Origin of the sequence: Lysobacter sp. CA196 (assembly GCF_052078695.1) — a bacterium.
Classification (GTDB): domain Bacteria; phylum Pseudomonadota; class Gammaproteobacteria; order Xanthomonadales; family Xanthomonadaceae; genus Lysobacter.
Window position 1 is genome coordinate 28,140 of sequence record NZ_JBQJIN010000027.1, and the last position, 18,047, is coordinate 46,186.

An 18,047-nucleotide genomic window follows, 5' to 3' on the forward strand; every position below is an offset into this window, starting at 1 on the left:
GATCGTGGCGAACGCGCGCCGGCTGCCCGGCATCCAGGTCGACGTGGCTCCGCCGCTCGCGGCGGAGGCGTTGCCGCGCCTGGATGTCGCGGTGTTCGTCGGCTTCGCCTCGACCGGCCCGCTGCACCTGCCGGTCGCGGTCGAAAGCGCGGCGCAGTACGCCACCGTGTTCGGCGCCGACGCTCCGCTGGCCTGGGACGAACGCCGCGGCGAACGCGTACACGCGCATCTGGGTCCGTCGGTGCGCGCTTTCTTCGCCAACGGCGGTCGCCGCTGTTGGGTGCTGCGGGTGGCGCGCAGCGCCGAGATGGAACGCATTCGCGCCGAGGTCGACGCAGACGCCGATCCTTCGCTCGCGGTCGCCGTCGGTAACCGATTCGCTCTGCCCGGAATACTGTCCCTGGCCGCGGCCGGCGGCGAGGCCGAACCGGCGATCGTCGCCGCGCGTTGCGAAGGTTCCTGGTCGGACCCCTTGCGGGTGAATCTTTCGGTGCAATCGCGCGGTTTCGCGCTCGACGCCTGGTCGGGGGTCGACTCGCCGGCCTCGGGCCGATACGAATTCCTGACCCGGCAACCGCTGCGCGGCGGCGACTTGCTGCAGTTCGGCCGAGCCGTCGACGATTGCGCCTATGCCCAGGTCGAAACGGTCGCCGCGGGCGCGACCCCGGCGGCACCGTACCGCGTCGCGGTGCGCATGCTCGCCGCGTTCGAGCGCATCGTCGCCGATGCATCGCCGTCCGGCGATATCCCTGGACTCGCCCGCCTAGCCGGTCTCGAACTGCCGCTGGCGGCGACCCTGTTGGCGCCGGCGTCTTTCGACAACGACCCGGATTCCGCCGCCGAACCCCCGCCGCTGAGCCTGCGCTTCGACGAAGCAATGCCCGAATCCGCCTTCGAGATCGGCGCCTGGGTGCGTTTCGACGGCGCCGGCGTGGTCCACTGGTTACGCATCGACGAAGCCGACCGCGCGCCCGACCTGTCGGCGAGTCCGGCGCTGGCGACGACCTTGCAAGTGCTCGCGAGCGTGCATGGGCCGGCCTGGCGCAGCGTCGACCTCGCCACAGCGCCGCTCGGCACGGTGACCTCAGCGCAGGCGCTGGAGATCGAACTGCGCGCGACCTCCGAACAAGGGCCGCAAGCGCGGCTGCGCCAGTTGGCGTTGACACCGACACGCTCGGGAAACTTCTGGGAACAACAACGCGACAGCGATTTCTATCGCGTGCACGACGATCTCGCCGCCGCGCCCCCGGCGCAGCTGCAACGTTTTCCGCTGGCGCCCGACGAGGCGCCGCGGCCCCTGGCCTGGCTGCCGCTCGGTGCGAGCGGTTTGTTCGGTGCGTCGGTCGGCCCGCTGCACCGCGACCAGACCGCGCTCGAGCGCGATGGCCTGGCCTCGTTCGACGCCGGATTGTTTCTCGACCCGGAACTTGCCGACGACGGAGTCGACGCCTTGCTGGCCCATGCCGACGACATCCGCCTGATCCGCGAGCAGACGCGCCCGCTGTACGGGCTGCATGCGGTATTCGGCATCGGCGCCGGCGGCCTGTTCAACGAAGCCAGCCTGATCGCCATGCCCGATGCGATCCATAGCGGCTGGCAGCGGCGCGGCGAAGACAATCCCGAGCCTGCGCAACCACCGCCCGCGGCGACGCCGGCGCATTGGCGCGCGCACCGCGGCGCCTGCCTGGCGACGGTGGCGACCGACTCGATGCTGGCGACGCCCGACTTCGGCGGTTTCCTCGATTGCAGCACGCGCTTGCTCGAAGCGCCGATGCTCGACGGCCCGGATGCGCCAGTGCCGCCCGGCACCTATCGCCTGAGCTGGACCGAGAGCGAAGCCGGTGCGGTCTACGCCCTGTTCGAGGCCGGCAGTGCCGACTTCAGCGACGAACGCGAGATCTACCGCGGCGCCGACGGCGAATACGTGGCGATGAGTCAACGCGAAGGCCTGTATCACTATCGCGTGTTCGCCTGGGTCGGCGACGAGAGCAGCCAGGGCTCCAACCCGGTCACCGTGCGCGTGCGCGCCGACGACTGGGAACAGGTCGCGCCCGAGTCGGCCGGCGACCTGCACGAGGCCGACTGGCTCGACGTGCACCGGGCGACTTTGCGCCTGGCCGCGGCCTGCGGCGATCTGTTCGCGGTGTTGTCGATGCCGCGCCATTTCCGCACCGCGCAGGCCCTGCGTTATACCCAGCGCCTGCGCGCTGTGCGCACGCCGACCGACCAGGCCGGGCCGAGCGACCCGCAGGCCTTCGGCTTCGACGAAGCCCGCGCGCTCAGTTATGGCGCGCTGTATTTCCCCTGGTTGCAGTCGGATGCGCGCGCGAGCGCCGCCGACAGCGCCGGCCAGCGCCCGTTGCAGGTGGTGCCGCCGGACGGCGTCGCGGTCGGCGTGCTGTCGAAGCGTGCCTCGCTGCGCGGCGCCTGGATCGCCGCCGCCAACGAGCCGATGAAGGACGTGGTCGCACTGACGCCCGCTATCGCCGACGGCGACCGCCAGGCGCTGCAGGACGCGCAGATCAATCTGCTGCGCAACGACCCGCGCGGCTTCTTCGCCCTGTCGGCCGACACCTTGGCGCTGGACGAAGCGCTGCGGCCGATCAACGTGCGCCGCTTGTTGATCCTGCTGCGGCGCATGGCCCTGCGCCACGGCACCCGCTACGTGTTCGAGCCCAACGGCCCGGTGCTGTGGCGTTCGGTGCAGCGCGGCTTCGACCTGCTGCTGACCGACCTGTTCCAACGCGGCGCCTTCGCCGGCGCCACCGCCGCGCAATCGTTTCGGGTGGTCACCGACGAGGGCGTCAATACGCCGCAGTCGGTCGATGCCGGGCGCTTCGTGGTCGAACTGCGGGTGGCGCCATCGCTGCCGATGCGCTTCATCGCCGTGCGCCTGGCCCAGAACGGCGAGCGCCTGGCCGTGATCGAGGAGCTCTGAGCATGGCCGCCCAGCCCTACCCGTTCACCAATTTCAATTTCGCCGTCGAAATCAACCGCGGCGACGACGCCAAGCCGCTGGTCAACGCCGCGTTCGCCGAATGCGACGGCCTGGAAGCGAACATGGAGGTCAAGACCATCCGCGAAGGCGGCGCCAACGACAGGCAGATCCGTCTCAACGGCATGGTCAGTTACGGCCAGCTCACCCTCAAGCGCGGCATGACCGACAACTTCGACCTGTGGCGCTGGTTCAAGGACAGCGTCGCCAACCCGCGTTTGCGCGCCAATGCCGAGGTGGTGCTGTTCGCCGCCGACGGCAGCACCGTGCGCGCGCGCTTCCAGCTCTCGCGCTGCGTGCCGGTCAAGCTCAAGGCGCCGGCGCTGAACGCGCGCGACGGCCAGGTCGCGATCGAGGAATTGCAGGTGGCCTACGAGACCCTGGCCCTGAAGGAGCTCGACGCATGAAGCGCGCGGAGGCCATGTCATGAGTCTGGAAAAAGCCCAGCTGATCGAACTCGACCAGAGCTTCGCCAACGAGAAGTCCGGCGGGCGCAAGGTCGCGGTGCAGTTCAATCCGGAAACGCTGAAGGTCACCTTCGCCAACCAGATCGTGCAGCCGCAGGGCGGCGACCAGGCCGCCGGCAACGCCGGCCGCCAGTTCGTCGGCGCCGGCACCACCAAGCTGGCCTTGCAGCTGTGGTTCGACGTCACCGCGATGGAGAAGGACGCAGTCGACGACGTCCGCCGGCTGACCCAGGACGTGGTCTATTTCATGACCCCGCAGAAGTCGGAAGAAGACCCGAAGAAACTCTCGCCGCCGGGGCTGCGCTTCCACTGGGGCACGTTCCTGTTCGACGGCATGGTCGAGGGCATGGAAGAAACCCTGGAGTTCTTCTCGCCCGACGGCAAGCCGCTGCGCTCCAGCATCACCATGACCTTGTCGCAGCAGAAGATCCTCGAAGCCAAGTTCGAGGGCGAAGGCAAGGTGCCGAACCAACCCGGCCAGGCGCCGCTGAAGAGCGCCAACGAAGGCGACTCGCTGCAATCGATGGCCGGCAAGAGCGGCAAGCCCGACTGGCAGGGCATCGCCTCGGCCAACGGCATCGAAGACCCGCTGCGCATGGCCCCGGGCCAGTTGGTCGATCTCAATCTGTCCGCCGGCGCCTCGATCGGCGGCGGTGCCGGCATCGGTGTAGGCATAGGCGTCGATGCCGGCATCGGCGGCAGCGCCTCGGTGGGGGGTGGTATCGGCGCTGGACTCAGCGGCGGGTTAAGCGGTGGCATCGGCATCGACGCCGGTGCCAGCGCGAGTGTCGGCCTCAACGCATCCCTCGGCGGCAGCGCCGGCGGCTCGATCTCGTTCGGATAAGGAACACCGTCATGGCCGTAGTCATCAACGAATTCGAAGTCTTGCCCGAGCCACGGCCGGCGGCGAAGTCGGACGCGAACGCCGGCGCCAAGTCCGAGGGCGAGGCGCCGGAGAAACTCGAACCGCGCGACGTGCAGACGGCGTTGCGCCAGATCGACCAGCAATCCCTGCGCGTCTGGGCGCATTGACGGAGCCATAGCCAGCCCATGGGCGATACCGCGACATTGCCGATCAAAGCTTCGCGTCCGTCGGTGGAAATCGACGGCAAGCGCGAGGCCACGCTGACCAGCTCGCTGATGTCGCTCGACATCGTCGAGTCCGAGGCCGGCCTGGCCCGCTGCGAGCTGGTGTTCGGCAACTGGGGCGGCCCGGACAAGGGCGGCTTCCAGCATTTCGGCCGCGATCTGCTCGAGTTCGGCAAGCCGCTGACCATCAAGCTCGGCGAGGGCAAGTTGTTCGAGGGCCGGATCAGCGCGCTGTCGGCGAAATTTCCCGACGGCGGCACGCCGCAGATCGGCGTCTGCGCCGAGGACCGCCTGCAAGACCTGCGCATGACCCGGCGCACCCGCGCCTTCGCCGACGCCAGCCTCGCCGACATCCTGCGCAGCATCGCCGGCGACCATGGCCTGCAGGCGCAGGTCGACGTGCAAGGCGAAACCTACAAACTGTTGGCCCAGGTCAACCAGAGCGACCTGGCTTTCCTGCGCGACCTGGCCCGGCGCGAAGACGCGCAGATCTGGGTCGAGGGCACCCAACTCAAGGCGGCGCAACGCGCGCAGCGCAATGGCGAGTCGCTGGAACTGTCCTGGGCCGGACCTTTGCGCGAGTTCGAGGTCTGCGCCGATCTTGCTCATCAACGCACGCGCCTGGTCGGCGCCGGCTGGAGCGTCGCCGATAAACGCGTCGCCAAGCACGAGGCCGACGAAGCGGCGATCCGCGCCGAACTCAACGGCGGCCCCAGTGGCGCCGAGACCCTGCAACAGGCCTTCGGCGCACGCGTCGACGCGCTCGCCCACGGCTTGCCGAGTTCCGATGGCGAAGCGCGCGCTTTAGCCGAAGCCAGTTTCCGCCACATGGCGCGGCGTTTCATCACCGGTCATGGCGTCGCCGAGACCAAGGACGCGCTGCGGGTCGGCACCAAGCTGAGCATCAAGGGCGTCGGGCCGCTGTTCGAAGGCGACTACACCGTGACCGAAGTGCAGATCCGCTTCGATCCCAAACTGGGCGTGCGCACCGAGTTCTGGTGCGACCGGCCCGCGATCGGACGGGGCTGAACCATGCGCATCGTCGAGCTGCCGCCGTTCGAACAACTGCTCAGCGAACGCCTGCCGAGCGGCTGGGGCGGACGCTGGTACGGCGTGCTGGTGGCGCTGGTCACCGACATCAAGGACCCCGACAACCAAGGCCGCGTGCAGATCACCCTGCCCTGGTCGCCCGACGCCAGCGGCCAACGCTACGAGGGCTGGGCCCGGCTGGCGACGATGTTCGGCGGCAACAACCGCGGCAGTTGGTTCGTGCCCGACGTCGACGACGAAGTACTGGTCTGTTTCGAACACGGCGACCCGCGCCGCCCCTACGTGATCGGCGGCCTGTGGAACGGCCGCGACCAGCCACCGGAGTCGATGGACGGCGCCGGCAACAACTACAAGAAGGTGCTGCGCTCGCGCAACGGCGTGAAGATCACCCTCGACGACCAGGACGGCCGCGAACAGTTGCTGCTGGAAACGCCGGGCGGACAGAGCTTCACCCTCAAGGACGGCCCGGGCGCGGTCGAGATCGAAGACAGCAACGGCAACTCGGTCAAGCTGGAAATGTCCGGCATCACCGTCACTGCCGCGGCCAAGGTCACCGTCAACGCCAGCCAGGTCGCGGTCAGCGCCGGCATGGTCACGGTCGACTCGGCGATGTCGCGTTTCTCCGGCGTGGTCCAGGCCGACACGGTGATCTGCAACAGCATCATCAGCGCCTCCTACACCCCGGGCGCGGGGAACATCTGGTGAAGCCGATCACCGCCACGCGCCGAGATCGCCCCGCACGCCCGCGGAGGACGCCATGAACGCCCATCCCTTGCGCTGGCAGGCACCGCAGCCGTTGTGGTCGCGCTTCGGCGACGCCGCCGGCGCCGCGGCCACGCCGGAGCAGGCGCGCCCGGCGATCCTGCGCTTCGCCAGCGACGACTTCATGGAGCAGTTGCTCGGCACCCTGGCGCGCGACCCGACCCGCATCGACAAACTGGTCGCGCGTTACGAGACCTGGCGCAAGCCGATGGTCGACCCGCCGGACCTGGTCGAACGCGCGCCGATGCCACAATTGGTGCAAGCCTCCAGCCGCATCGCCGCCGCCAAGCTGCCGAAGCCGCGGCTTGCGCCAGCCGATGCGGAGGCGCCGCCGTTGAAGCTGTATCAGCCCGCACATCAACGCCATTACGTGGCCACCGCGAGCCTGGTCTGCGGCATCCAGGGCCTGCCCGAGCACGCGCTGGTGCGCGGCGGCGGCGAAGAAGTCGGCATGGTGCTGCGGCGGCTGATGCCGGTGCCCGGCGATGCCAGCGGAGCATTGCACGAATTCGCTTACCTGAAGGACCTGCAGGGCGCGCGTTGGCAGCGTTGCAACGACAGCGGCGACTTCGTGCCCGGCGAAGACCGCCTGCCGGCGTTCGCCCTGAGTTTTCTCGACGATGGCCAGCGTCGCCGCGCGCTGTGGGCCGGCAGCGTCCCGGTCGGCCGCCGCGAGGAATACCTCGGCTGCCGGGTCGATACCGCGCCTTCGCCGGCATACGCGACCGCCCAGCGCGAACAACTGTCGCCGAGCGTTCCGGCCCCGGCGAACTCCAAGCTCGCGCGCACCGCGCAGTTCCAGATCGATGTCAGCGAGCCGTGGAAGACCATGATCCGCTCGGCCTTCAAGCTCGCCGCCGCGCCGGCCTCGACCCCGACCATCGGCGACGAAGCCGAACCGCCCGGCGACCGCGTCACCCGCGCGTTCAATTTCAACCTGCAGCAACAGAGCGCGTCGTGGCTGGTGCTGCTGGATTGCGCCGACCATCTGCAGACCTATCTGCCCGACGTCTGGAACGCCATCGACAATAGCGGCGCCGGCTATGCCGCGCTGTCGACCAACCGCCGCGCCCTCTACGACTGGCTCGGCACGGTGGTCATGAGCGCACCCTTGATCACCGCGTTGCAGCCGACCGCGCAGTATCCGGTCGCGGCCTCGATGCGCGCCGCGCTCAAGGCCATCCGTGCGCCGGGCGTGCGCGAAAAGCTCGAAGCGAGCACCGCGACCTTCGCCGCCACGCCCGACACCCGCGGCCTGCCGGACTGGCCGCGTTTCAGTTTCTGCCTGGCCGGGGTCGAACAAAGTCTGGCCGCGAACGGGCCGTACAGCGCGCTCGACAGCCTCGGCGACGATGCCTCGATCGATCCCGACCCGGTCGCCGGCAACGTGCCCGGCCAGGATGTAGCGCGCAAGGTCGACCGTTTCACCGCGCTGTACGCGCGCGCACTCGACGCCACCACCGAAACCGATGCACCGCCGGTGCCGTTCGCGCTGCAGGTCAAGAACGCGCTCGGCAACAACCTCGGCGCCAACCTCGGCGACGGCGGCTGGTTCGTGCTGCGCTTCGTCCACGGCCGCCGCGATTGCGGCCCGCTGCACCCGCCGCTGTTGTCTTCGCCGAGCGAACGCTTCCGCCTGGCGAGCTTCTTCGATTCCGATGCGCCGGCGCGGCCGATCCGCATCTCGCTGCCGGCCGACACCAGCCCCGCCGGCCTGCGCAAGTATCAGAAGAACACCGCCTTCGTACTCTCGGACATGCTCTGCGGCCAGGTGCAACGCGCCAAGGGCATGGGTCTGGTCGACCTGGTGCTGTCGGTGCTGCCGTGGCCGTTCCACAAGGACCTGCCGGCCGGCGACGGCGCGCCCTGCCAGAGCGGCGGCATCAACATCGGCATGATCTGCTCGCTGTCGATTCCGATCATCACCATCTGCGCGCTGATCCTGCTGATCATCATCGTGATCCTGTTCGACCTGATCTTCCGCTGGCTGCCCTACTTCGTGATTTGCTTCCCGGTGCCCGGGCTCAAGGGCAAGAAGGACTCGTCATGAGCAGCATCTTCGGCACAAGCCTGTCGTTCCCGCCGCGGGTCGGCGCCGACGGTCGTTTCGTCTGGTCGTCGGGCGAGGACAACATCCGCGAATCGATCGCGGTGATCCTCAAGACCGAACCCGGCGAGAGAGTCGGCGTGCCCGAATTCGGCGCCGGCCTGGCGCGCTTCCTGTTCGAGCCCAACAACCCGGCCACCCACGCGCGCATGCGCGATGCGGTGCAGCGCGCGCTGACCCGCTGGGAACGGCGCATCGAAGTCGAAGCGGTCGAGGTGGCTGCGCACGCCACCGAAACCGAGACCGCGGTGGCCACGATCACCTACCGGCTGGTGGCGACCGCCTCGCGCGAACGCATCAGCCTCGCCATTCCGCTGGCCGTGAACTGAGGCCCGCACCCATGCCGCTGACGCCCCCGCCCATCGACGATCGCCGCTTCGCCCAACTGGTGGAAGACACGCTGGCGCGGGCGAGCGTGCACACGCCGGAGTGGACCAACTTCAACCAGAGCGACCCGGGCGTGACCCTGGTGCAGTTGTTCTCCTTCCTCACCGAGAACCTGCTGTACCGCGCCAACCTCACTCCGGAGCGCAACCGCCTCAAATTCCTGCAGATGCTGCGCATTCCGCTGGCCAGCGCCAGCGCCGCGCAAGGCCTGGTGGCGATCGCCAACGAGCGCGGCCTGCCCAAGGTCGAAACCCTGCCGGCCGACCTGGAAGTGCGCGCCGGCTCGGTGCCGTTCCGCACCCAACTCGGCCTGGACGTGCTGCCGGTCGAGGCGCGCGTCTACTTCAAGCGCCGCCTCGACGATCCCTCGCAGGAACTGCTGGATTACTACCGGCTGCTGTACGCGTCCTATCAACTGCCGTTCCCGTCCGAGGTGCAGCTGTACAAGACCCTGGCGCTGGATCGCAAGGTCGTCGACAGCGTCGACCTCAACGCCGACACCGTCGACCGCTCGTTGTGGATCGCCCTGCTGGCGCGCAAGACCGATGCGCCCGGCGAGCCCGACGACCCATGGAAGTCGGTGCGCGATGCGCTCGGCGGCCGTACCTTGACCCTCGGCCTGGTGCCGGCGCTGGATGCGGTCAGCGCGCAATTGCTGCCGGCCGGCAACGCGCAAAGCCGGCAACTGCTGCGCTTCGAATTGCCGAGCGTGCCGGCCGACGGCCGCGTGCCGCGCGATGCCGGCGACCGTCCCGCGCCGAGCTATCGCCAACTCGAACCGCGCACCGAAGTCGACCTGCTGTCGGTGCCGGGCGTGGTGCAACTGGCGCTGCCGCCGGCCGCGCAACTCAAAGTCTGGCAGGACATCGACCCGCTCGAAGGCGGCGTCGGCGACATGCCGCCGACCCTCGACGACGCGGCCCTGGCCGGACGCGTGATCACCTGGCTGCGCGTGCGCGCCGACGGTGCGGCGCAGGCGCGGATGCGCTGGGCCGGCATCAACGCCACGCCGGTGCGGCAGATCCAGCGCATCGCCGCCGAACCGCTCGCCGACGGCGACGGCCGGCCCGATCAAGTGCGGCGGTTGTCGCGCCGGCCGGTGTTGCGCCATTCGGTCAGCGTGTTGACTCGCGTTGGTGCGGCGGCACCGCGCCGTTGGAACGAGATCGACGACCTGGCCGCGGCCGCGCCGGAAGTGCCGGTGTCCGATCCGCGTTCGAGCGCGCGCGACCTGGCCTGCGTCGAAATCGGTCCGACCGAAGTGTTCGAGCTCGACCCGGAAGCCGGCGAACTGCGTTTCGGCGATGGCCTGCGCGGACGCCGCCTGCCACTCGGTGCGCGCGTGTTCGCCGCCTACGAATTCTGTCTCGGTGCGCAGGGCAACGTCGCCGAAGGCAAGATCGACAACGCCCCGCAGTTGCCGTCCGGCTTCGCCGTGCTCAACCCGGTGCAGACCTGGGGCGGCGCCGATGCCGAGTCGGCCGACACCGGCGAGAAACAAGTGCGCCGGCACCTGCAGCATCGCGACCGCATGGTCAGCATCGACGACTTCGAGTCGGTCGCTTACCGCGCACCCGGCGTGCAGATCGGCCGCATCGAAGTATTGCCGGCGTTCCATCCCGATCTGTCGCCGAACGAACCCGGCTCGGCGCCGGGCGTGGTCACGCTGATGGCGATCCCACGCTCCGACCCGACCCAACCCGATGCGCCGCGCGCCGACCGTCTGTTCCTCAACGCGCTGTGCCGCCATCTCGATCCGCGCCGCCTGGTCACCACCGAACTGGTCGTGCGCGGCGCCGACTACAAGGGCATCTGGATCTCGGTCGGCATCGAAGCCGCGGCCGGCTATGCCATCGCCCAGGTCGTCGACGACGTCAAGCGCCGTCTGCGCGACGTGCTGGCGCCGATCGGCCCGGCCGGCGCGATGCCGCGCAACGCGGCCTTGTTTACACCGCGCGGCGCCGACCCCGCACGCGGCTGGCCCCTGCGTACCGCGGTCGCCAGCCGGGTGTTGCTGGCCGAAGTCGCGCGCGTGCCCGGGGTGACTTCGGTCGCCGATGTATTGCTTGCCGAAGGCGAACTCAGCGCCAGCGACGTGGTCGAGATGAACGGGTTGGAGCTGCCGCGCATCCTCGGCATTTCGGTGGTCGCCGGCGAAGCCATGTCGCTCGATGCTCTGCGCGGCGGCGGCAGCGCCAGCAGTGGCGGCTCGACGGGTACGACCACGCCGCTGTTGCCGGTGCCGGTCGTGCCGGAGACCTGCTGATGAACGTCAATGGCGCCCGCTTCCAGATGCTGTACGGACGCGACGATTGGGCGCGCTGCACGACGGCAGACTTCAACGAAGCGGCCTTCGTCGAAGCCGCTGGCGCGCAGCAGCTGGCGTTCTGGTGGGAGATATTCGCCAGCCCGATGCCGATCCCGCCGGCAACCCTGCCCGGATGGGATCCGTCGCGCAGCGAGATCACCCTGCAGCCGCAAGCGATAGAGCTGCCGGCCACGCTCGGCGAGACGCCGCTGAGCCTGGATGCGCGCCGCCCGGCCGCCGCCGATCGTCACGGCAACGTTTATCGGGTCGCCGACGATGCCGCGTCCCTGCGGGTCGCCTCGACCGAAGGCGGCGGCGAAGCGCCGTTCTGGCCGGCCGACCCGGCCGACTGCACCCAGAGCCGCCGCGAGCGGCGCTTAGCGTTCGAGACCCATCAGGCCGCGCAGGCGCCCGCCGCCGACCGTTACCTCGCCGTGGTCGTTACCGAAGACGACTACCTCGTCGCGGCGTTCGCGCGCGGCGACCTGCGCGGCCTGATGAGTTTCGACCTGATCTCCGGCGGTCCGCCGCTGGAAACGGGCTGGCCGGCGGCGGTGCCGTTCGAACCCTTCGACCTGTGCCCGCGCCACGGCGGCGGTGCCTGGGTGTTGGATCGCGTGCATCGGCGGCTATGGGAACTCGACTGCACCCTGGCCGTGGTCAACAGCGGGCAAACCGCCTTGCCCTTGGCCGCGGCGGTCGTCGACGACTTCCAACCGCATGCCGGGCCGCTGCGCGAGCAAGCCGCGGTGCAATTCCCGGCCGGTCTGGACCTGGCCGCGCTGAGCGTGCCCTTGCTCGATCCGATCGCGATCGAATCCATCGCTGCGGGCACGGTCTTGCTGCTCGATCGCGACGCGCCCCTGCAACGCTCGCGCGTGGTGCGGCTGCGCCGCGAAGGTTCGGTCTGGTCGGCGGATGCTTCGCAATGGCTCGACGCCCTGCCCGCGCTCGCCCACGACATGGTCTATGCCAGCGGCCTCGGCCATGCCGCGGCCTCCGAGCAAGCACCGCCGCGCCTGTTCATCGCCAGCGAAGTCGGCAACCAGGTCCACGCCTTCGAAGTGACCGACAGCGACGGGCAGTTCGCCCTGCGCGCGCCGGCCGAGTTGTATCCGCTGCGCCGCTACGGCGGCCGCGCGTTGGTTTCGGTCGCGGGCAAGGCCCACTACGACTGCGGCTTGAGCCTGCCGCGCTGGACGCCGGTGGTGCAACAGCACCGGCAGCGCTACGCGGCGCAGGCGGTGTTCGTCACGCCGGTATTCGACAGCAACGAGCTCGGCACGGTCTGGGACAAGCTGCTGCTCGACGCGGCGATACCGCCCGACACCGCGATCACCATCGAAAGCCGCGCCGGCGATGAGCTCAGCGGTTGGTTCGACGGCGAGGCGCAACCGGCGGCGGATGCGCAAGTGATCGGCAGTTGGCTGCGCGAACCGGTGCCGCGCCTGCGCGCGAGCGGCCCGGAACTGCCCTGGCTGCGCCGCGAAGCCGCACGCGCAACCCGCCGCGAAGCCGGTGCCGGCACCTGGGAGCTGTTGCTGCAGCAGGCGCACGGCCGCTATCTGCAACTGCGGGTGACCCTGGCCGGCCGCAATGGCACCGCCACCCCGCGCCTGCGCGCCCTGCGGGTGTGGTCGCCGCGTTTCTCCTATCCACAGCGTTTCCTGCCGGCGCTGTACCGCGAAGACAGCGCCAACGGCGATTTCCTCGAACGCTGGCTCGCCAACTGCGAAAGCACCCTGACCCAGATCGAGGACCGCGTCGCCAACGTGCAGTCCTTGTTCGATGCGCGCACAGTGCCGCAGGACGCGCTGGCCTGGCTCGCCGGTTGGTTCGACCTGGCCCTGGACCCGTCCTGGGACGAACGCCGTCATCGCCTGCTGGTCCGCCACGCCATGGATTTCTTCCGCTGGCGCGGCACCGTGCACGGCTTGCGCGTCGCCCTGAGCCTGGCCTTCGAGCCCGGCTTCGACGCGGCCATGTTCGACGGCCCGGATCCCGACGACGAAGGCGCCGGCCGCATTCGCATCGTCGAGTCCTATCAAACGCGCCTGGTCGAAACCCTGGTCGCCGATGCCGCCCTCGGCAGCGCTGCGTCCGACGACGGCTTGCGCAACGTTGTATTGCAGAGCTTGTGGACGCCGGCCGAAGGCAATGCCGGCCTGGTCGATCGTTATGCCGCCTGGCTGCAAGGCACGGCATCGGCCTTGCAGCAGATGACGCCGTTCTCGCTGGCGCCGCCGCCGAACACCGCCGCGCATCCCGATGCCACGCAGGAATGGAACGCGTTCTGCTCGGCGCACCTGGGTTTCGTGCCCAGCGTCGGCGCCGCCGACCGCGGCCGCTGGCAGGGTTTCCTGCTGTCGCGCTACGGCAGCCTGCAGGCCTTGAACCTCGCCCACGCCAGCGCCTATGCGCAGGTCGCGCAGATCCTGCTGCCGAGCGCGCCGTCCGCGCGCGAAGCCGCCAGCCAGGATTGGCAGGAGTTCTGCGCGCGCAGCGACGGTGCGCGCGAACGCAAGCTGTGGCACGACTTCCTGGCCCGGCGCTATCGCCGCATCGAGCGTTTGCGCAGCGCGCACCTCGCCGCTTGGCCCGAATTCGAACAGGTGCCGTTGCCCGATCGCCTGCCGGCGAGCCTGGCCGCGCAGACCGACTGGCTGCAGTTCGAGCGCCAGTTGCTGGCGATGCACCGCACCGCGCACCGCTTCTCGGTGTTGCTGCCGGTGGCGAGCGTGATCGCCGACCCGTACCGCCTCGACGAACGCCTCGGACTCGCGCGGCGCATCGTCGAATTGGAAAAACCCGCGCACACCGTGTTCGACGTGCGCTTCTACTGGGCCTTCAACCGCGTCGGCGAGGCGCGGCTCGGGCTCGACACACAGTTGGGTGCCGGCAGCCGCGCAAGCGAGCTGATCCCCGATGCCGTGGTGGGCCGCGCCTACCTCGGAGCCAGCTTCGTCGGCGGTGCGCCGCGCCCTCCAGGGCGCGACCGGCTGTCGCTCGAATGCTGAGCCGCCAAGTCTCCAGGAGCGAATCATGGGCTGCTGCAACGAACCGGTGACCACGCTGACGGGCCTGCCCGCAGACCCCAGCCAGCATGTCAATTACGAGCGCGGCATGGTGCTCGGCGTGGACGACTTCACCCAGGAGTTCGCCTACCTGGCCGGACGCGACCAATGGCTGGCGCGCGACGCGATCGGCTACGGCACGCTGAGCGGGCTGCGCATCCAATTCGAGAACGACGGCAGCGAGGGGCCGCGCCTGCACGTTTCTGCGGGTTCGGCGCTGGTGCCCAGCGGCAAGCTGGTGTGCGTGGCGGCCGATCAGTGCGCAGTGCTCAACCGCTGGCTGGCCAAGCCCGACAACGCCGCGCTGGTGAACCGGATGCTCGACCCCGGCTCGCCGCCGTTGTCGCCACCGCTCTCGCCGCCGTTGTCCCCGCCGGCGGTCGGCTCGGGCGAGATCTCGCTGTACCTGACCCTGTGCTACGCCGACTGCAAGACCCGGCCGGTGCCGATCCCCGGCGAGCCGTGCCGGTCCGAAGACGAGTTGATGAAACCCTCGCGCGTCGCCGACGACTTCCGCCTGGAACTGCGCCAGCACGCGCCGGCCCAGGTCGAAGAAGATGCGCTGCGCGATTTCGTGCGCTGGCTGCGCCGCAACATCGCGGTGCTCGACAGCAGCCCGCCGCAGATCGCCGATCCCGCCGCCTGGCTCGAGGCGATGCGCGGCGCCGTGCAGCCCTGGCTCGATGCGCAATCGATGTCGCCGCCGCTGTCGCCGCCGGCCTCGTTCGCGACCCTCGGCGATTACCTGTTCGACCTCGGCTCGCCGCGGCTCAGCCTCGCGCGCGAACAACAATGCGAGTTCCTGCGCACCGCCTTCCGCTTCTGGGTCACCGAACTGCGACCGATGTGGATGGCCATGCGCTGCCATCGCCCGCAATACCCGGACGGCGATTGCGTACTGCTGGCGCGAATCGGTTTCGAGGTGGTCTGGGTCGGCGGCTCGCCGAGCGGCGCCTGGCAGGTCGACGGCAGCCCGGCCAGCCTGCGCATCGACGAAAGCGCGCGGCCGTTCCTCGCCCACCTGCGCCTGCTGCAGGAATGGGCGCTGTGCGGCTGCGATTGCGCCGGCAGCGGCAACGGCAGCGACGCGGCGTTCGGCGGGCCGATGGCGCTGGAGTTCGCGCCGATGGCGATCTCGCCGGCGCAAGTGCCAGTCCAGTTCTCCGAGCAGGACATGGCGCTCGACGACAGTCAGTACCTGGTGATCGGCCGCACCGCGGCCAAGCTCGCCCTGACCTTGCCGGCCTCGGTGCCGATGACCGCGGGGCGCACCTACGTGATCAAGAACCTAGACGTCGGCACCTTGACCGTGTTCGCCGACACCGTGGTCGGCGACGGCATCGACGGCCTGCCCGAGTTCTCGGTCAAGAAGAAAAAGGCCGTCACCCTGGTCGCCGACGGCGCCGGGCAATGGCATTCGATCGGGACCGCATGAGGCCGCCATGAGCACTCTCGACAACGTCCTGCAGTTGCAACAACCCGTCAAAGAAGGCGGCATCCGCAGCGTCAACTTCTTCAACGGCCGCCTGCTCACCAGCAAGGACCTGACCCGCGAACAGCTCGCCCGCCGCGAGGCCGATGCGCGGCTCGGGCTGGCGCTCGGCGACGGCGTCGCTTTCGGCCTGGAGGCCGCACGCGACGCCGACCTCGACCAGGTCAACGCGCCGGTGTTGCGGGTGCGCGCCGGGTTGGCGGTCAATCGCGCCGGCCAGACCCTGTGCCTGACCGCCGACACCAGCGTCGCCCTGACCCGGCGTTTCGACGCCGGCGAAGCCGCCGCCTGCGACTGCGTGTTCGCCAACTGCAACCCGCTCGCCGACGGTGTCTACGTCGCCGGCGCCGGCGTCTACGTGCTGACCATCGCGCCGGCGCAGACCAGCGAGGGCCGGGCCCCGACCAACGGTTTGGACCCGAGCAACGTGCGCTGCAACACCGATGCCACCGTCGACGGCGTGCAGTTCCGTTTGCTTGCGATCAACCCGCTACGCTTCGCCGACCTCGACCCGTCCTCGTCGCAGTTCCGCAACCGCCTGGCCTATCGCTGCTTCGGCATCGAGGCGCGCGACGCCAATGCCCTCGACCCTTGGCAGAACGACCCGCCGAACTACGGCCTGGTCGACGAACTGCGCGACAGCGCGCTCAGCGACTGCGACGTGCCGATCGCCCTGGTCTACTGGACCAGCGCCGGCCTGAACTTCGTCGACACCTGGGCGGTGCGGCGGCGCCTGCTCGAACCCGATGCGCTGTCGGGCTATGCCTTCCAGCGCAACCCGCTCGACCCGGCCGAACTGTCCTCGTTCGCGTTCCAGGCACGCGCCCGCCGCCTGGTCGAAACCCATGCGATGTGCGCGCAGTTCCAACAGCACCTGGCCGATCTGCTCGCCGCGTCGGCGGCGCCGTCGGCCTTGATCGCGACCCAGTACTTCCGCTACCTGCCGCCGTTCGGGATCGTGCCGCTGCACAGCCTGTCCCTGCGCGGTTTTTCCGATACGACCTTCTTCACCGGCATCGTACGCCGGCCCGCACCGGGTTCCGGGCAGAGCACGCCGTTCATCGACGCGCGCCTGCTCGGCGCGCTGCAGGCGCAGGCATTGGCCTCGACGCCGACCGATGTGAACCAGAAGGAGTTCGTCTGGGTGTACCGCCCCTGGCAGAACGTCAAGGCCTCGCGCGAAGGCGAGCCGGTACAGCCAATGCTGGTCTTCGCAAGCGGACAACTTCCCGACATCGCGGTCGCGCGGTTCGACATGGCGCGCCTGGACTACAGCAACCTGGCCGGTTGCTGCGGCGCCCCATAGACAGCACTCAGGAGAACTTCCATGGCACTTCCCTCACAGGTACAGCCCGGCGATGTGATGTCATCGGACCTGATCAACGCGATCCTGGACGCGCTCGCGCAATTGCAAGGCGGCCCCGGCGGCGGCACGCAGACGGTGCCGAACCTGTTCGGCTCGCTGCTGAGCGAGGCCCGCGCGATCCTGCTGCAGCCCGGGCGCCAGCTCACCCTGGGCTTCACTCTCGACGTGGCCGGCGCCGCGGTCGATCCGCTCGCTGCGGCCAACGCCAATCTGGTGGTGCTCAACCAAAGCCCGCCGGCGCAGATGCGCGTCGCGCCGGGTACGCCGATCAACCTGGTGGTGTCGCGCGCCGCCGGCAGCGTGCCGAATCCCGGCAACCCGCCGCCGACCATCTCACGCACCGAAACCGTCAGCGGCGTAGCCTCGACCAGCTTCGCGGTGAATACGCCGCTGGCCATCGTCGGCACCAACTTCAGCGCCACCGCGGCGCAGAACACGGTGACCTTCAACAATATTCCGGCGGCATCGGTGAACCCCGACCCGGTCGACCCGACCCGTCGCCTGCTGGTGGTGGTGCCGGCCGGTATACCCGGCGCGCCCGCGACCGGCGGCGCACCGCCCCTGCCCGGCGTCACCATCCGCATCGTGACGCCGAACGGCACCCCGGCGACGACCCAGATCACCGTCACCGCGCCGGTCGCGGCGCAGCCGACGATCAGCAACGTCACCCCGGCAGCGCAGTTGGAAGGCAACAACATCACCATCACCGGCACCAATTTCACCGCGTCGGCGCAAGTGCGCATACGCGGCACCACCGCGGCGATCGTCAGCGCCAACGCCACCACCATCGTCGCCACCGTGCCCAACTTCCCCGACATCCCGCAAGGCCCCGTGGTTTCGGCGACCGTGATCGTTTCGGTCCCCGGCTTCAGCGACATCGCATACACCGGCACCTTCAACGTAGTGGGCGCCTGAACCAGGAGAGTTCCATGACACGCATGACACGTCCT

The 18,047-nt window shown here is 69.5% G+C and carries 13 protein-coding genes; all 13 read left to right on the top strand.

The window, feature by feature from the left end; all coding sequences use genetic code 11:
- The first annotated feature begins 4 nt into the window (after positions 1-4).
- From ACTOWK_RS19035 to ACTOWK_RS19095, 13 genes are read left to right on the top strand one after another with little or no spacing between them, the layout of a single operon-like run.
- Positions 5-2,938: a phage tail sheath C-terminal domain-containing protein gene (locus tag ACTOWK_RS19035; RefSeq protein ID WP_441331664.1), complete on the top strand. Its 2,934-nt coding sequence runs from the start codon at positions 5-7 to the stop codon at positions 2,936-2,938.
- Between the two features lie 2 nt (positions 2,939-2,940).
- Positions 2,941-3,402, top strand: a complete 462-nt coding sequence (locus ACTOWK_RS19040) for a phage tail protein (protein WP_441331665.1) — start codon at positions 2,941-2,943, stop codon at positions 3,400-3,402.
- Positions 3,403-3,421: 19 nt separating this feature from the next.
- Entirely contained in the window at positions 3,422-4,306 is an 885-nt protein-coding gene (locus tag ACTOWK_RS19045) for a CIS tube protein (protein ID WP_441331666.1), read from the top strand.
- Positions 4,307-4,317: 11 nt separating this feature from the next.
- The gene (locus tag ACTOWK_RS19050; RefSeq protein ID WP_441331667.1) at positions 4,318-4,494 is read left to right on the top strand and encodes a hypothetical protein; all 177 of its coding nucleotides are present in this window, start codon (positions 4,318-4,320) and stop codon (positions 4,492-4,494) included.
- Positions 4,495-4,512: 18 nt separating this feature from the next.
- A complete protein-coding gene (locus ACTOWK_RS19055; protein WP_441331668.1) occupies positions 4,513-5,580 on the top strand; it encodes a phage late control D family protein in 1,068 nt (355 codons plus the stop codon).
- Between the two features lie 3 nt (positions 5,581-5,583).
- Positions 5,584-6,306: a phage baseplate assembly protein V gene (locus ACTOWK_RS19060; protein ID WP_057918049.1), complete on the top strand. Its 723-nt coding sequence runs from the start codon at positions 5,584-5,586 to the stop codon at positions 6,304-6,306.
- A gap of 52 nt (positions 6,307-6,358) precedes the next feature.
- Positions 6,359-8,413 carry a hypothetical protein gene (locus tag ACTOWK_RS19065; RefSeq protein WP_441331669.1) on the top strand — a complete coding sequence of 685 codons (2,055 nt, stop codon included), beginning with the start codon at positions 6,359-6,361 and terminating at the stop codon, positions 8,411-8,413.
- Positions 8,410-8,799 carry a GPW/gp25 family protein gene (locus tag ACTOWK_RS19070; RefSeq protein WP_441331670.1) on the top strand — a complete coding sequence of 130 codons (390 nt, stop codon included), beginning with the start codon at positions 8,410-8,412 and terminating at the stop codon, positions 8,797-8,799. Before ACTOWK_RS19065 ends, ACTOWK_RS19070 begins: the two co-directional genes overlap by 4 nt.
- Positions 8,800-8,810: 11 nt before the next feature.
- Positions 8,811-11,123 carry a baseplate J/gp47 family protein gene (locus ACTOWK_RS19075; protein WP_441331671.1) on the top strand — a complete coding sequence of 771 codons (2,313 nt, stop codon included), beginning with the start codon at positions 8,811-8,813 and terminating at the stop codon, positions 11,121-11,123.
- Positions 11,123-14,182: a phage tail protein gene (locus ACTOWK_RS19080; RefSeq protein ID WP_441331672.1), complete on the top strand. Its 3,060-nt coding sequence runs from the start codon at positions 11,123-11,125 to the stop codon at positions 14,180-14,182. Before ACTOWK_RS19075 ends, ACTOWK_RS19080 begins: the two co-directional genes overlap by 1 nt.
- Positions 14,183-14,207: 25 nt before the next feature.
- Complete coding sequence (locus tag ACTOWK_RS19085; RefSeq protein ID WP_441331673.1) at positions 14,208-15,674, top strand: hypothetical protein; 1,467 nt, start codon at positions 14,208-14,210, stop codon at positions 15,672-15,674.
- Positions 15,675-15,681: 7 nt separating this feature from the next.
- Positions 15,682-17,037 (top strand): hypothetical protein, encoded by a 1,356-nt coding sequence (locus ACTOWK_RS19090; protein ID WP_441331674.1) that lies wholly within the window; start codon positions 15,682-15,684, stop codon positions 17,035-17,037.
- Positions 17,038-17,058: 21 nt separating this feature from the next.
- Positions 17,059-18,012 carry an IPT/TIG domain-containing protein gene (locus ACTOWK_RS19095; RefSeq protein WP_441331675.1) on the top strand — a complete coding sequence of 318 codons (954 nt, stop codon included), beginning with the start codon at positions 17,059-17,061 and terminating at the stop codon, positions 18,010-18,012.
- Positions 18,013-18,047 lie beyond the last annotated feature (35 nt).

Coding starts and splice junctions, on each gene's coding strand:
- ACTOWK_RS19040 (WP_441331665.1), top strand. CDS start 2,941: ATGGCCGCCCAGCCCTACCCGTTCACCAATTTCAATTTCGCCGTCGAA.
- ACTOWK_RS19045 (WP_441331666.1), top strand. CDS start 3,422: ATGAGTCTGGAAAAAGCCCAGCTGATCGAACTCGACCAGAGCTTCGCC.
- ACTOWK_RS19050 (WP_441331667.1), top strand. CDS start 4,318: ATGGCCGTAGTCATCAACGAATTCGAAGTCTTGCCCGAGCCACGGCCG.
- ACTOWK_RS19055 (WP_441331668.1), top strand. CDS start 4,513: ATGGGCGATACCGCGACATTGCCGATCAAAGCTTCGCGTCCGTCGGTG.
- ACTOWK_RS19060 (WP_057918049.1), top strand. CDS start 5,584: ATGCGCATCGTCGAGCTGCCGCCGTTCGAACAACTGCTCAGCGAACGC.
- ACTOWK_RS19065 (WP_441331669.1), top strand. CDS start 6,359: ATGAACGCCCATCCCTTGCGCTGGCAGGCACCGCAGCCGTTGTGGTCG.
- ACTOWK_RS19070 (WP_441331670.1), top strand. CDS start 8,410: ATGAGCAGCATCTTCGGCACAAGCCTGTCGTTCCCGCCGCGGGTCGGC.
- ACTOWK_RS19075 (WP_441331671.1), top strand. CDS start 8,811: ATGCCGCTGACGCCCCCGCCCATCGACGATCGCCGCTTCGCCCAACTG.
- ACTOWK_RS19080 (WP_441331672.1), top strand. CDS start 11,123: ATGAACGTCAATGGCGCCCGCTTCCAGATGCTGTACGGACGCGACGAT.
- ACTOWK_RS19085 (WP_441331673.1), top strand. CDS start 14,208: ATGGGCTGCTGCAACGAACCGGTGACCACGCTGACGGGCCTGCCCGCA.
- ACTOWK_RS19090 (WP_441331674.1), top strand. CDS start 15,682: ATGAGCACTCTCGACAACGTCCTGCAGTTGCAACAACCCGTCAAAGAA.
- ACTOWK_RS19095 (WP_441331675.1), top strand. CDS start 17,059: ATGGCACTTCCCTCACAGGTACAGCCCGGCGATGTGATGTCATCGGAC.